Here is a 14951-nt window from a genome sequence, read left to right as displayed (position 1 = left end):
TTGCACGTAAACAAAGGATTGAAAATGAAATTTGAACTAGAAGATGACTTCATCGAATTATTTAAACTGCTCAAAGTGACAGGCGTTGCGGAAAGTGGTGCGCAGGCTAAAATGCTCATCGAAGAAGAACACGTGAAACGAAACGGTGAAGTGGAGACAAGAAAACGCGCTAAAATCGTTGCTGGCGAGATTATTTCCATCAATGATGAAATCATCGAAATGGAAGCACCTCAGAAGTAAAATATGAAGCGTTTAGCTCAAAAAGTTCTCCCTCTCATTGAGTTTGTAGTATAGTACCTACTTCGTTTTAGACACTACTATGCACCCTCAAAAACCAACCGTTTTCACATAAACGTTTTTGTCGCTACTGCATCAATGAAGGATTACTAAACTATGTTAACGTTAAATATGACGAAGCGCATTGTCGTTTTTATTTTAGGGCAATTCATCATGGCGTTAGGTGTTTCATTATCGGTTAAAGCCAATTTAGGTGTTTCACCGATTTCGTGTGTGCCGTACGTGTACAGCTTAACGTTGCCGCTGAGTTTGGGTGAATTGACCATTTTGCTCAACCTCATTTTTATTGCTATGCAAATGGCGGTTCTGCGCAAAAACTACCAATGGATACAGAGCTTGTTCAACTCCCTTCCGTGATCATTTTTGGGTACTGCATTGATTTTACGATGTATCTGCTCTCCACGTTAAACCCGACGTCTTATGTGGCACAAGTTTTTTGGTGTTTAGTGGCGTGCAGTGTGCTGGCATTTGGCATCTTTTTACTCTTAAAAACACGTTTGACCTATTTGCCACTCGATGGTTTGGCGGTTGCTATTTCGCACACCTACCGCAAAGAGTTTGGTAAAGTCAAAATCAGCCTAGATAGTTCAATGGTCATCATAGGTGTCATCAGCTCTTTTACCTTTTTACAGCGTTTAGAAGGTATACGTGAAGGTAGCATTGTCGCGGCATTGCTCGTTGGGGCGTTGATTAAATTTTACAGTACCAAGTTAGTGATTGTCGAACAATGGTTGGGGACATACACCGCTGCTCAAACGCAAAGCCCGCAAGAAACGGCAAGTATCAACGCGTTGGTGATTACGATTTCACGAGAATACGGCAGTGGCGGACATGAGATCGGACAGTTTATTGCCAAAGAGCTTGGCATTCCTTTTTACGATAAAGAACTCATTGAACTCACAGCAGAAAAGACTGGGTATACGGCTGCGTATATTCAAGCCAATGAACAGCATTTAGCCAATGAATTGTTGTATGAACTCTACGAGCAAAACTACGCTTACGTGGATAACCAACTCCCGCCTGCTGATGTTTTATTTATGGTGCAAAGTAAGATTATCCGCGATATTTGTGCCAAAGGTGCGTGTGTGATTGTCGGACGTTGTGCCAATTTTATCTTAAAAGACGACCCCAATTGTTTCAATGTTTTCATTCACGCAAACAAAGAGTATCGTAAAACAAAGATCAATGAAAAATACGGAGCACTTCCACCGTGTACCGATAAAGACTTGGAAATTTCTGATAAAAATCGTGCTAATTACTGTCTTCACTACACAAAAAAAGACTGGAAGGATGCGACCAACTACCATGTTACACTTGATGCTTCTTCATACGGCTCCGAAAAAGCGGCTCAAAAAATTATTGAATTACTCAAAGATTTTACGCACTAAACTCTTTACATGTAAAGTCTTTTTTAAAAAGCGATACAATACATTCGTATACTTTACATGTAAAGACAAAGGTAAATGATGAAACTCAAAACCGAAGATTTTCTCGTACCTGAGGGCACCAAAGTTGAGCTTAAAAAATGGCCTACGCTTGTTAAAGAATTTTACACATCCAAAGAAGAGTACGAAGAGACGCTCAAAAAAAGTGTCGAAGCCTTAAGCGACCTGCAACAACTCCTCTATGCCTCCAACAAATACGCTGTCTTACTGATCTTTCAAGCAATGGACGCGGCGGGCAAAGATGGCGTTATTCGCCATGTTCTCTCAGGCATCAACCCACAAGGCTGTCAGGTTTTCAGCTTCAAACACCCAGCGGCTACAGAACTCGCGCATGATTTTCTCTGGCGTACGACGTGCGTGCTACCCGAACGCGGAAAGATCGGCGTTTTTAACCGTTCGTATTATGAAGAAGTGCTCATCGTTCGGGTTCATCCTGAGATTTTAAAAGGACAAAGACTTCCCGATAGCTTGCTGGATGAAGAGAGTATTTGGAAAGAGCGTTACGCTTCCATCACAGATTTGGAAAGCCATCTCCACCGAAACGGCACGAAAATCATCAAATTTTTCCTCCACCTCTCCAAAGACGAGCAGAAAAAACGCTTTCTGGAACGCATCGACAAACCCAATAAAAATTGGAAATTTAGCCTTGCCGATCTTGAAGAGCGAAAATACTGGAAAGAGTACATGCACGCGTACGAGTCGTGTCTTGGCGCCACCAGCACCAAACATGCCCCTTGGTACATCGTCCCAGCAGACGACAAAAAAAATGCTCGCCTCATCATCTCCAACATTCTTCTCGATGCCTTCAAAGCGCTTGATATGCACTACCCCGAAGCGGATGAAAAACGTCAAGAAGAGTTGAAGGTGATTCGTAAAAGATTGGTTGAAGATGAATAGAGATAGATAAAAAATTTAGTCTTGTCTTTTATTGATTAATTTCAATCAAGGCATTAAAATTTTTATTGTAGATTTTAAGTATAATTGACATATGCAAATCATCCATGAATATAAAGAAGTAACACATAAAGAGTTATGTAAACATATTATTGACAATAAAGCATTACATAAATATTTTACTCTTGATTGGAAAACGTTAAAAGCTGCACAGTATTGTGGGATTTTGAATTTCAACCATCAAGACTTTTATATTTTGCCCAAAATTGCCAATAAAAACGATGAGCAAAATCTAAATATCTTCATATACATGCTGATGTATGCCTATAATATAAAACTCTCAAATGAACAAATTGCTTCTTGTCAGAATCAAAAACATACTATTTTAGAAATTTTTATTCAAATGTTTGCCCAAAATCTTTTAAAAGAACTTAAAAAAGGAATTTTTAAAGAATATCTTACTCAAGAGAACAATCTAAGAGTTTTAAAAGGCAAATATCTCATCAATGAAAATCTAAAATATAACTTCACAAAAGATAAAATCTATTGCCAATATGACGAATTTTGTGAAAATAACAGTTTGAATCAATTCTTTTTGTATGCAGTTAAATTTTTTCAAAAATTTGTAGACGACAAAAAACTATTAAAACAATGTGAACTCATTTTCGATGAAGTTGAATATAAACACATCGATATAAATACATTGAATTTTCATTTCAATAGACTAACTCAAAGATTTAAAACTAGCTTTGAGATTGCACTATTACTTTTAAAACAATCCATTCCACTTTTTTCTCAAGATAAAAAGTCATTTGCTTTTTTATTTGATATGAATATTCTATTTGAGAAGTTTATTGCAAGAATTTTAAAAGAAAAATATGATGATGTAGAAATACCTAATGGTTATATATCCTTTGGTGGATTAAATTTAAAGCCAGATATTATCGTAAAAAGTAAAAATTTAAATAATAGATTGTAAATACAAGATATTAAAAGCAAATAGTATAGCAAGTAGAAATGATAGATACCAAATGTATGTGTATGCTAATAATTTTAAAGATATTGATACTACGATGCTTTTATATCCAAAACATTTAGACAAAATCTACAGTAAAGATATGCTAGGAATCAACGATAAAAAAGTAATCTTAAAATTGAGAAGTCTTGAGTTGAATTCTGAAAAAACTATCTATAATGACTTTATCAATGAAATCAAAAAAAGAATAGAGGTAATAAATGAGTAACATTATCTTTAGGTTATCTACTAAGCTCAAAGGGTTTGAGACTTTTGAAGAAACACAAAAATTCTTCTTAAATATTTTACCGAATCGAGATAATTCCTATTTTTTTAATACAAAGAGATTCAACAAGATTAAACCTAAATGAAATTATTTATTTTTTGTACGGTAAAGAGATTATTTGCAAAAGCTAAATTTTTAGGAGAAATAAAGACTGACATTGCTCGGGATAAAGATTTTATTCAAGGTCATAAAAATTGAAATCTTAAAAATTCTAGATCAAGGTTTTAGTATTGATGCAAATAAATTAAATCAAAAAACAACTAGAAGCATTGGTTATATTGAAGATGAAGATACCAAATATTTAGAAAAAATTATTAATAAGACTTATATGGAGAACAAAAATATGAATATAAAAAATATAATGCTTTATGGTGCTCCAGGCGTTGGTAAAACTTTTAACTGTAAAAAACTTGTTGCATTAATTGAAGGTGGAGATTTTACTGAAAGTAAAATCTTTGATTTTGTCATTAATAATAAGAATGATGAAATCGAAGATGGAAGTATTGACGAGTTATATGAAACTATAAAAAATGAAAAAAGAATAGAGTTCGTAACCTTTCATCAAAATTATTCATATGAAGATTTCATTGAAGGATTTAGACCTAATGAAAATGGAGATATTGAACTTGATAAAAAAGGTGGTATTTTTAAAAGAATAGCTGACAAAGCAAAAGAAAATTTGGAAAATAGCCAAATTAATGAAGATGCAAAGCAGCTCAATTTTGATGAATTGATTCAAAAATTTACAAATCATGTTCAAGATAGTTTAGATAAAGAAGAAAAATTTTTTATCGATAAAAAAATTACTATAGAAAGTATCAATGATAGAGGAGCTTTTGTTTTAGGTGGCTCAATCAAATCAAATACACAAAGACTGACTCCAGATATTATAAAAAGAGATTATCTTGAGTTTAAAAATGGAAATATAAAATCTTATGAAGATGTAAAACCAACTTACGAATCTCAAAAGAGTACTCATGGAAATGCTAGGTATTATTTTATGATTTATAAAAAAATTGCAGAATTTGAAAAAACATTGAATGTGAATACTATTCAAAAACGAAAAGAAGCACGGAAAAATTACTACATTGTCATCGATGAAATCAACCGAGGAAATATCTCTAAAATTTTTGGAGAGCTCATTACACTTATTGAAGAAGATAAACGAGGGAAAAAAGAGTATGAAGTAACTCTGCCTTATTCAAAAACGCCTTTTTTAATCCCTGAAAATCTTTATATCATAGCGACTATGAACTCAACGGATAAATCTATTGCAACCATAGACATAGCATTAAGACGAAGGTTTACTTTTTTGAAAATGAAGCCTAATTCTTCATTAGTTACGCATTCGGAATCAAAAGCTTTGATGGATGAACTCAACCAACTTATTAAAGAAACACTTGGAGAAGATTATATGTTAGGGCATAGTTATTTTATGCAAAATATGGATTTAGATTTTGTCAAAAGCTATAAAATCAAACCACTTCTAGAAGAATATTTTTACGGAGATACTGAAAATTATCAAAAAGCGATAAATATTTTAGAGATGGAATAAAGCCAATTATTTTAACTTCATAAAAATAGAAGATCTTCCCATTTTTACATATAAAGATTTATGCAGGTTTTTTAAACAGTAATTCCCCTTACTCCTGCTTCACCCAAAGAAGCTTACTCGTATCATAATTACATTCCGCTGCTTTATTTAAAATCTGACGTTTTGTTACTTCATCGATGTTTTTTGAGCGAGAGAGTATCCATAAGTATTCGCGGCTGGGTTCACCTATGAGCGCGTAGGTGTAGTTTTCATCTAACATCAGCACCCAATAATTACCGTAAAAAGGTCTAAAGAAGCTCACTCTTAATTTTGAATTTGTTGCATCTACTGCGTAAGCTATGCCTTTGGCTTCTTTATGCGTTCCATCTTCTTTTGTGCATTGATTGAGGACATTTATGCTTCCATCGTCATTTAACGCATATGTCGCCGATACGTTCGTACAGCCTTTTTCAAATGAGTGGTCATACCGTGCTATCTCATACCATGTGCCAAGGTATCGGTTTAGATCAACTTTTTCAACCGTTGGAAGGGGTGCATAGTGTTTGGCACAGCCTAGAAAAACGAAGGAGCAGATGAAAGTGATGAACATTTTGAACATAATGACTCCCTTTTGAGTAATGTTAAAAGTATACACTCAAAAGACTATTTCTAAACTCTCATTTTGGGTTTAATTGATGCATGTAAAGACAAAGAGAAGCCTCTCTCAAGGCTTCCCCATCTTTACATGTAAACCTTACGCAGGTTTTTTAAGCAACAATTTTTCCACGTCACTTGCCGCATCATCCGTCAAATGCAAGTTAAAGTTCTCTTGCAAGAACGCGAAGATGTCGTCGTTGACAAATTGTGGTGGTTTTGGTCCTAGGTAGATATTTTTAATGCCAAGGCTAAAGAGTCCTAGAAGAATAAGAACTGCTTTTTGCTCCATCCAACTCAAGACAATCGAAACAGGGAGATCGTGAACGGTTACGCCAAGTGCGCCTGCAAGGGCTAGTGCGATGTGTACAGCGCCATTGCTGTCGTTGCATTGACCAAGGTCGAGGTAACGAGGGATGCCTGTGTCTGCAACGGTTCCAAAGTCGATGTCGTTAAATCTAAATTTACCGCAACTTGATGTCAAGATGACGCAGTCATTTGGTAAGCTCTCTGCCATTTTTCTGTAATATTCGCCACCACTTCCTGGAGCGTCACAACCCGCGATGACGAAGAACTGGCTGATTTTGCCCGCTTGTACCGCTTCAAGAATTTGAGGCGCAAGACCGAGGATGGTTTTATAGTGGTGACCTGTTACGAGCGTTTCGTCACTGTCAAAACCTGTTACATCAGGAAGTGCCAATGTTTGAGCGATAACTTCGCTAAAGTCGTTATTGTGGATTTTTTTGCCCTCTTTGATGCCGACGATGTCATAGGTGTAGAGTCTATCGACATAGGTTGCGTTTGATTTTGGAGGAACGATACAGTTGGTGTTGACAATGATAGTTCCGCCCCATTGCTCGAAGAGTTTCGTTTGATCAAACCATGATTTACCGATATTACCTTTAAGGTGAGGGTATTTTTTAAGCTCTGGGTACGCATGTGCTGGAAGCATTTCTGAATGCGTATAAATATTGATGCCTTTACCTTCGGTTTGTTTCAAAAGCTCTAAGAACATATCAAGATTGTGACCGCTGACCAAGATCGCTTTACCTTCAGCTCTGTTTTGACTGATTTGAACAGGCGTTGGAACGCCAAGGTGAGAGATGTGTGCATCACTTAAGATGTCCATCATTTTAACACCTGCAGAGCCGATTTTCATCAGTTGAGCGATGTGATCGTCAAAGTTAAAGTTGACATTGGTGAGGGTAAAGTAAAGTGTTTGTGCGATGACGTCATCGACTTCTTTGGTATTAGCACCAAATTCATTGGCATGCGTTCTGTACGCACTTAAACCCTTAAGACCGTAAATCATGATGTCTTGAAGTTTCGCCAAATTGGCATCTTTGCCACACGTTCCAACATCTTGACCTTTTGAGCCGCAGCCACCGATGGCACTCATAGAGCATTGATCACATAACATGTTTAAAGACATTTTTTATCCTCTTTGAAAAATTTCCCGTATCTTAGCAAGAGGACAAAATGATGTCATTGATTGATCTCAATCAAGACTTTTACATGTAAGAACTGGTCTTTTTCCAATCAATGATAGCATCTGGGTGCATTGGGCGTGCGATGCCGTAGCCTTGTGCTAACTCACAGCCGTGTTTTAAGAGAAGCTCTGCATGTTCTTGCGTCTCAACACCTTCGGCAACAACACTCAGATCAAACGCTTTACTTAAGCCCACAATCGCTTCAACAATGGCAAGGTCATCTCGGTCATGTAGAAGATTGCAGATAAAGCTTTGGTCGATTTTTAAAATATCGATTGGCAATTTTCTAAGATAACTGAGCGACGAATACCCCGTACCAAAATCATCTAGGGCAAAACGAACGCCTAAGGTTTTACACGCATGCATGATTTGCGAAACATGCACCATATCTTCCAGTGCGCTGGTTTCTAAAATTTCTAATATAATAAGATGCGATGGCACCTCCGGATAACGAAACAACATGGTTTGTAGATAATCCGTAAAGTTTGCATCTTGAAGTTGTCTTGCACCGACATTAATGCTCACAGCAAGAGGCAATCCTTTTTTGATCCAATCACTCATCTGTTTAAATGCTCGCTCAATGACCCACTCACCCAATTTAATGCTCAGTACATGATCTTCTACAATCGGCAAAAAAGCATGTGGAAGCAAAAAGCCTTTTTCAGGGTGTTGCCACCGTATCAACGCTTCAACACTGATCAATTCATGTGTTTTAAGGTTCACTTTGGGCTGGTAATAGAGAATAAACTCATCGTTTGCAATCGCCGATAAAATATTTCCAAGACTTGCATTTTGCTGTTGGATCGCCTTGTCATACTCTATATCAAAGAAGTGGTAACGGTTTTTCCCCGACTGTTTAGACTGATACATTGCAAGATCAGCATGCCTTAAAAGCTGTTCTGCATCCACACCATCTTTCGGGTACAGCGTCACACCGATGCTACTAGAGACTTGGATAATGTTGTCATTGATCACAATAGGGTCTGATGTTGCTTGCAAAAGACGATCTAAAATAGGTCTGCACTCTTCTAAGCTTTCAAGATCTGTCAAGACAGCGACAAACTCATCGCCACCAAGCCTTGATATCGTATCGCCCTGACGAAGAGCCTCCTCCATACGTTCTGCAATAATCACCAAAAGCTCATCGCCTATATGATGCCCGTATTGGTCATTGATCGCCTTAAAACCATCAAGATCCAAATAAACAACCGCTAACTCTTTTTTCCTTCGCTCTGTTTGTACCATCGCTTGTCTGAGTCGATCTGCAAATAAAACACGATTCGGGAGGGAAGTAAGTGCATCGTAATGGGCAATGTATTCAAGTTGCTTTTCATGTTCTTTCATCGTTGTAATATCTGTAAAAAGGGCAACATATGACTGGATAACCCTTTTTTCATCATAAACCGCACTGATGCTGGTCATTTGAATATAAACTTCACCCGATTTACGGCGGTTAGAGATTTCACCATACCAATGCCCTTTTTCAAGGAGCGACTGCCACATTTGCTTGTAAAAAGAGTCTCCTTGCCTTCCCGATTTTAACAGGCGTGGATTGTGCCCAATAACTTCTTCATGGGTATACCCTGTAATACATGTAAAGGTATCATTAACCTCAACGATCTCGCCTGAAGCATTGGTAATCATAATACCTTCCCTAGCATACGTAAACACACTTGCGGCGAGTTTGAGTTTTGCTTCTGTCTCTTTACGATCGGTAATATCATGCGATAACACAATAAAATGTGCCATTTTATGGGGTTCTTTTTTCTTAGAGACCGAAAGCTCAAACCAAAAGAGTTTATGAGTTCCCTCTAAAGCATACTGAAACCCAAAAGCACGCCCTTTTTTATTGGCTTCCTGTAATGCTTCCATAAAAACAAGGGCAACGTGACTTGGATAAATCTCATTCACATTTTTACCAATAAAATTTTCCAACATAGAAGAAAAATGAGCATGCGCTCTTCCCACACGAAAATAAACACCCTCTAAACTCATTTCAAAAAGAGCATCAGGAATGGCATCTAAGGTACTTTGCAAGCTATCTTGAGCCGAAAGTAGGTATTTTTCATTTTGACGTATTTGTTTGTTTTGCCTATACAACTGCGCGCCAATACTCATAAGAAAAACAAGGAAAACAGTTAATATCCCTGTGATGTAATTAGAATATCGTGACCAAAAATCTGCTAAGGTAAAATTAGGCGCTTCTTCAAAAGGTGGTACACGAAGCATTCGCAGCGCATCTTCTACCCCCTTGTAATCCGCAGGAACCGTAAATCCATAAATCTGAGCACGGGTAGCTGCTTCACTCTGGGATGGCAACGCTAAAAGCGCTACGGTTAGGGTACGTGCAATATGCTCATCAAACCCCGGGACAACGACCAAAGGCCATTCGGGATAAAGTTTTGTTGAGTGAATAAAAGGAAAGTTCAAATCTTTTTGTTCATTGATAATTTTAATATCAGATAATGCTAATTTCCCCTCATGAATCATATCTTCAAGGACATTCGTACGCACAAATCCCACATCGGCTTTATGGGAAAGTACCGCTTCAATAATCTTGTCGTGTGGCATTCCAGTTATGACTAAACGCGTATCATGAGGGTCAATACCGCTGTTTGCCAACTCATAGGCTTGCATCTGATACCCACCAAGAGAATTGGTATCGGTTACTGCGATCTGTTTATATTCCATATCATGTAATGTTAAAATAGGTGAATCGTGACGTGTAAACATTACTCCTGCAAATTGGGTGAGTGTAAAATTATTTTTTTGTGTGATTTGAGTAACAAGAGGTGCAGAGAGTTTGAACTTATTTTTTAAAACGATGTAATGCCCTGGATTGGTCAAGATGATGTCAACCTCATGATTGGCAACCGCTTGTGTGAATTCTGGATAATTATAGATGTGAAGGGATATAGGTTTCCCAATAGCATTTTGAAGGTAAGTTGCAAAAGGTTGCCACTGAAGTAGCGCCTGCTCTTTTGGGCGAAACGCTAAAATTCCAAGACGAAGAGCCTCTTCAGCACTTACATATTGACATAAGCAAAATAAGACAATTAAAATTATTTTTTTCATGATAACTCACTATAGTTTAACGAATTATCAAAACTTCTCACATTAGTATAGCACTATTCTGTTTATTGATATTTGTAATTCTTTCTAATTATACCATTTTTAAAATGTCATGTTTTTGTTTCTTGGCTAAACTTTGCCATATCGTCTTTCGGATGTTTTATATTCGGAAATAATGGCTTCTAATTCTCCCATTGAAAATTCAGGCCATAAGGTTTTTGTGAAGAAAAGTTCTGCGTACGCAGATTGCCACAACAAAAAGTTCGAAAGACGACAATCTCCCCCTGTTCGAAGAAGCAGATCCACAGAAGGAATACCTGCTGTATCGAGGTGAGATTCTAAGATCTCTTTGGTAATTTCACCCTTTACATGTAAAGATTTATTGATGGCACGAAGAATCTCATCTTGGGCACCATAGTTGATCGCCAAAATTTGTCTCAGTCCAGAACAATGTTTTGTTGCTTCTTTAGCATAAGCGATCTCTTTTTGCAAAGAGGATGAAAGTTTGCTCATATCGCCAATCACGTCAAAACAGATGTTGTTTTCAAGAAGTATAGGAATTTCGCTGTGCAAATACTTGGAAAGCAGTTTCATCAAAACGCTTACTTCGGCTTTGGGGCGATTCCAGTTTTCGGTGCTAAAAGCGTAGAGTGTAAGGTATTTAATACCCATCTTTGCAGCATATTTGGTAATCTCTCGTACTTTTTTAGCGCCTTCTTTATGTCCAAAAGAGCGCTCTTTTCCTTGGCGCTGCGCCCATCTGCCATTGCCATCCATAATAATTGCCAAATGCACTAAATCATTCATTCTTTACTTCTTTTGAGCTTACAATTTATGAGCGCCATTTTATCTTTTTTCTCTTTAGCCCACCTTGACAAATCTTGCCACTTTGACTAAAATTACACCATCACTACTTTTTAGAAATTCTCACAAAGTAGTCTCATAACAATCGACTCAAGCAACTCTATCTTTGGGAATCTTTCACCATATTAAGAGACTCTAGCTTCATGAACGATCAAACTAACAACAAAGAAGGCACAATGAGCGGAAACACTCCCACCTCAAACAATCAACCCTGCGCGAATACAACCCAACCCAACGGTAATACAAATGGAAACGTACAAGCAAAACCAACACACTATAACAAATCACGAACCCATATTCCCGTAGATGGCTACAAAATTGAGGGTCTAAGAACGACGCCACTTGAAAAACTTTTAGAGATTGCTGCTGAACTTGGCATTGAAAACCCCAATGAACTTAAACGTCAAGATTTAATGTTTGAGATCTTAAAATCTCAAGTCAACCAAGGTGGATTCATTCTGTTTACGGGTATTTTAGAGATTGCGGGTGAAGGGTATGGTTTCCTACGTGCTACGGATGCCAACTTCTCCGACAGCGCCAACGATGCCTACGTTAGCAGTACCCAAGTTAAAAAATTTGCGCTTCGTACCGGTGACATCGTTACAGGACAAGTGAGACCTCCCAAAGATCAAGAGCGTTACTACGCCCTTCTTAAAATTGAAGCCATCAACTATCTTCCTCTTGTAGAGAGCAAAAAACGCCCTCTTTTTGAAAACCTAACACCCCTTTACCCAACTGAAAAAATCAAACTTGAATACGATCCAATGAAAATCACCGGTCGTGTACTGGATCTTTTTACCCCAATCGGTAAAGGTCAACGTGGGTTGATCGTTGCCCCTCCAAGAAGTGGTAAAACCGAACTTATGAAAGAGCTTGCTCATGGCATCGCACGTAACCACCCAGAATCTGAACTCATTGTTCTGCTTGTCGATGAGAGACCTGAAGAGGTGACCGACATGCAACGCTGTGTTCAAGGTGAGGTCTATAGCTCTACGTTTGATATGCCAGCATCCAATCATGTTCGTGTCGCCAACCTTGTCATTGAAAAAGCTAAACGTCGCGTTGAGATGGGCAAAGATGTCATTATCCTTTTAGACTCGATCACCCGTCTTGCACGTGCTTACAATACCGTTACTCCTTCAAGTGGTAAAGTTTTAAGTGGTGGTGTCGATGCCAACGCATTGCATAAACCAAAACGTTTCTTTGGTGCTGCAAGAAATATTGAAAATGGCGGCAGTTTGACGATTATTTCAACCGCATTGATTGAGACAGGTAGTCGAATGGATGAAGTTATCTTTGAAGAGTTCAAAGGTACCGGTAACAGCGAAATTGTTCTTGATAGAAATATCTCAGATCGAAGAATCTACCCAGCGATTAACATCATGAAATCAGGAACACGTAAAGAAGAGCTTCTTCTTACTCCTGATCGTCTTCAAAAAATCTGGGCTCTTAGAAGCGCTATCAGCCAAATGGATGACATTGAAGCACTTAAATTCTTGTATGCAAAAATGCTTAAAACCAAGGACAATGAAGAACTACTCTCTATTATGAATGACTAGACTTTTTTTAAAAGTCTAGTTCAGAACGTCAGAAAAGCAAAACTTTTTTGATTGAGTTAGCCACTATGACACTAAAGATTGCCAATGATGTTGGCAGAATGAGGTTTTGGAAAAAATCTCGAAATAGTGTAAAATTGGTTATAAATTAGATAAAGGTCTTTACGTGTCACATCAAGTACTTGCTCTCAAATACCGCCCCTCTTCGTTTGATAAGTTGATCGGTCAAGAATCAATCACTCAAACGCTTAGTTTAGCACTTAACCAAGATAGGCTCTCTCATGCCTACCTCTTTTCTGGGCTACGGGGGAGTGGTAAAACATCCACTGCACGCATCTTTGCTAAGGCTCTTGTCTGTGACCAAGGTCCAACCTCTACGCCATGTGAAGTGTGTGAACATTGCATTAGTGCGAATGAAAACCGTCATATTGACATCATTGAGATGGATGCGGCATCCAATCGTGGTATTGATGATATTCGCGAACTCATCGAGAGCACCAAATACAAACCTACTAGCGCACGCTTTAAAATCTTTATCATTGATGAAGTCCATATGCTCACTACTCAAGCCTTTAACGCACTTTTAAAGACACTGGAAGAGCCTCCTAGTTATGTCAAATTCATTTTGGCAACGACCGATCCTTTAAAACTGCCTGCAACGATTTTATCAAGGGCTCAACACTTCCGTTTTAAACAGATTAAGCAAAGTGATGTCGTCAATCATCTCTGCCATATTCTTCATCTTGAAAATATTGAATATGAAAAAGAGGCATTGGAGATGCTTTCTCGTGCAGGCAACGGTTCATTGCGTGATACACTGACACTCATGGATCAAGCAATCATTTTTTCAAAGGGCTATATCACACCTGAAAATGTGGCAACAATGCTTGGTCTTTTAGATCCAAACCAACTTGAAACAATTTTTACAACGATTTTAAGTGGCAATAAAAGTGAGATGCTAAGCATTATTAAAGAGCTCGAAAGTTATGAGTGCGAGATCGTCATTGATGAATTAATCGCTTATCTTAAAAATGCCTTTTTTGCCCAAGATCGCCGTTTTTCAACGCTTTTATATGAACGTTTCTTTAAGATTCTCAGTGAAGCCAAAAGTCTTTTATACATCAATGCCAATAACGGCTTTGTGCTCTCATTGATCTTCTTTAAGATGATTGAAGCAACCAATATTAAAACGATTGAAGAGATGATCGACTCACTTGAAAATGAAAAATTTCGTCTCCCAACAACAGCCCATGCTAAAACTGATGTTTCAGAAGCACCAACAACGCCTGCAGAAGCTGAAGAAACGTCTTTACATGTAAAAGATCAAGGCGTCACTTCTGAGATGCTTTTTGCCCGTCTGTGCGATAAATTGCTCGATCGTAATGCAGAGCTGGGTGATTGTTTTAAAAAGCATATTCAGTTTGATAGTTTTTCAGAAGAACAGCTTATGCTCAGTTCAAGTGCCGAAGGAGAAGCGAGTAAAACGCTGAATACCAATTATGGCATTATCAAGCACTTTGTCCAAGAGCTTTTTGGACTGGAAACAAAAATAAAAATTACTAAAATGCATGTACTTCCACCTGAATCAAAACCTGAGCCTTCATTTGATCCTAATTATGAATTACAAATGAGCGAAGCAGAACTAAGCGCAAACGATCAAAGCTCTTCAATGATTGAAAGTGTGGAGTTTGAAGGTGCCCCTCAAAGCGACAGCTGTGCCGCAGGTGCGATCATGGCAGGTCAACGTGAAATTGATGCTAAAGAAGTCCTCAATACTCCTTTTGTTCAAAGAGCAACGGAGCTTTTTGACCCTCAAAAGATTCAAATTCACCAAAAGGTTTGAC

12 protein-coding genes and 1 pseudogene are annotated in these 14951 nt (G+C 37.9%); 9 read left to right on the top strand and 4 right to left on the bottom strand.

What is annotated here, in order from left to right:
• Positions 1 to 24: 24 nt before the first annotated feature.
• The 7 genes and pseudogenes from Sdiek1_RS02770 (at position 25) to Sdiek1_RS02750 (ending at position 5492) form a co-directional block, all read left to right on the top strand.
• Positions 25 to 240: an RNA-binding S4 domain-containing protein gene (locus tag Sdiek1_RS02770; RefSeq protein ID WP_087437797.1), complete on the top strand. Its 216-nt coding sequence runs from the start codon at positions 25 to 27 to the stop codon at positions 238 to 240.
• 153 nt (positions 241 to 393) lie between these two features.
• Positions 394 to 941 (top strand): annotated as a pseudogene (locus tag Sdiek1_RS15725) (YczE/YyaS/YitT family protein); the annotation flags it as partial.
• Positions 942 to 1010: 69 nt separating this feature from the next.
• Complete coding sequence (locus tag Sdiek1_RS15720) at positions 1011 to 1685, top strand: cytidylate kinase-like family protein (RefSeq protein ID WP_501207406.1); 675 nt, start codon at positions 1011 to 1013, stop codon at positions 1683 to 1685.
• A 78-nt stretch (positions 1686 to 1763) separates the two neighbouring features.
• Positions 1764 to 2639 (top strand): ADP-polyphosphate phosphotransferase, encoded by an 876-nt coding sequence (locus Sdiek1_RS02760; protein ID WP_087437796.1) that lies wholly within the window; start codon positions 1764 to 1766, stop codon positions 2637 to 2639.
• A 91-nt stretch (positions 2640 to 2730) separates the two neighbouring features.
• On the top strand, positions 2731 to 3615 hold the full coding sequence (locus Sdiek1_RS02755; protein WP_238099117.1) for an McrC family protein: 885 nt from the start codon (positions 2731 to 2733) through the stop codon (positions 3613 to 3615).
• Positions 3602 to 3880 carry a 5-methylcytosine restriction system specificity protein McrC gene (locus tag Sdiek1_RS15475; protein ID WP_369688501.1) on the top strand — a complete coding sequence of 93 codons (279 nt, stop codon included), beginning with the start codon at positions 3602 to 3604 and terminating at the stop codon, positions 3878 to 3880. Before Sdiek1_RS02755 ends, Sdiek1_RS15475 begins: the two co-directional genes overlap by 14 nt.
• Positions 3881 to 4094: 214 nt before the next feature.
• The gene (locus tag Sdiek1_RS02750) at positions 4095 to 5492 is read left to right on the top strand and encodes an McrB family protein (RefSeq protein ID WP_087437795.1); all 1398 of its coding nucleotides are present in this window, start codon (positions 4095 to 4097) and stop codon (positions 5490 to 5492) included.
• An 88-nt stretch (positions 5493 to 5580) separates the two neighbouring features.
• Here Sdiek1_RS02750 and Sdiek1_RS02745 read toward each other — a convergent pair whose 3' ends face one another.
• The 4 genes from Sdiek1_RS02745 to Sdiek1_RS02730 form a co-directional block, all read right to left on the bottom strand.
• Positions 5581 to 6090 carry a lipocalin family protein gene (locus Sdiek1_RS02745; protein ID WP_087437794.1) on the bottom strand — a complete coding sequence of 170 codons (510 nt, stop codon included), beginning with the start codon at positions 6088 to 6090 and terminating at the stop codon, positions 5581 to 5583.
• 135 nt (positions 6091 to 6225) lie between these two features.
• Positions 6226 to 7557, bottom strand: a complete 1332-nt coding sequence (hcp, locus tag Sdiek1_RS02740; RefSeq protein WP_087437793.1) for a hydroxylamine reductase — start codon at positions 7555 to 7557, stop codon at positions 6226 to 6228.
• A 79-nt stretch (positions 7558 to 7636) separates the two neighbouring features.
• Positions 7637 to 10690, bottom strand: a complete 3054-nt coding sequence (locus Sdiek1_RS02735) for an EAL domain-containing protein (RefSeq protein ID WP_087437792.1) — start codon at positions 10688 to 10690, stop codon at positions 7637 to 7639.
• A gap of 126 nt (positions 10691 to 10816) precedes the next feature.
• Complete coding sequence (locus Sdiek1_RS02730) at positions 10817 to 11494, bottom strand: di-trans,poly-cis-decaprenylcistransferase (RefSeq protein WP_087437791.1); 678 nt, start codon at positions 11492 to 11494, stop codon at positions 10817 to 10819.
• A 200-nt stretch (positions 11495 to 11694) separates the two neighbouring features.
• Here Sdiek1_RS02730 and rho point away from each other — a divergent pair, with 200 nt between their 5' ends.
• Positions 11695 to 13110, top strand: a complete 1416-nt coding sequence (rho, locus tag Sdiek1_RS02725; RefSeq protein WP_192866764.1) for a transcription termination factor Rho — start codon at positions 11695 to 11697, stop codon at positions 13108 to 13110.
• Between the two features lie 163 nt (positions 13111 to 13273).
• The gene (locus Sdiek1_RS02720; protein ID WP_087437790.1) at positions 13274 to 14950 is read left to right on the top strand and encodes a DNA polymerase III subunit gamma/tau; all 1677 of its coding nucleotides are present in this window, start codon (positions 13274 to 13276) and stop codon (positions 14948 to 14950) included.
• Position 14951: the final 1 nt, after the last annotated feature.

The sequence above is a fragment of the Sulfurospirillum diekertiae genome (assembly GCF_002162315.1).
In the GTDB taxonomy this organism is placed as follows: Bacteria; Campylobacterota; Campylobacteria; order Campylobacterales; family Sulfurospirillaceae; genus Sulfurospirillum.
This window is presented reverse-complemented; position numbering and strand designations above follow the sequence as displayed.

What these genes read in the sequence shown, in the direction of transcription:
- Sdiek1_RS02735 (WP_087437792.1), bottom strand. Translation starts at nt 10,690, where the DNA reads ATGAAAAAAATAATTTTAATTGTCTTATTTTGCTTATGTCAATATGTA.
- Sdiek1_RS02760 (WP_087437796.1), top strand. Translation starts at nt 1,764, where the DNA reads ATGAAACTCAAAACCGAAGATTTTCTCGTACCTGAGGGCACCAAAGTT.
- Sdiek1_RS02770 (WP_087437797.1), top strand. Translation starts at nt 25, where the DNA reads ATGAAATTTGAACTAGAAGATGACTTCATCGAATTATTTAAACTGCTC.
- hcp (WP_087437793.1), bottom strand. Translation starts at nt 7,557, where the DNA reads ATGTCTTTAAACATGTTATGTGATCAATGCTCTATGAGTGCCATCGGT.
- Sdiek1_RS02745 (WP_087437794.1), bottom strand. Translation starts at nt 6,090, where the DNA reads ATGTTCAAAATGTTCATCACTTTCATCTGCTCCTTCGTTTTTCTAGGC.
- rho (WP_192866764.1), top strand. Translation starts at nt 11,695, where the DNA reads ATGAACGATCAAACTAACAACAAAGAAGGCACAATGAGCGGAAACACT.
- Sdiek1_RS02730 (WP_087437791.1), bottom strand. Translation starts at nt 11,494, where the DNA reads ATGAATGATTTAGTGCATTTGGCAATTATTATGGATGGCAATGGCAGA.
- Sdiek1_RS02755 (WP_238099117.1), top strand. Translation starts at nt 2,731, where the DNA reads ATGCAAATCATCCATGAATATAAAGAAGTAACACATAAAGAGTTATGT.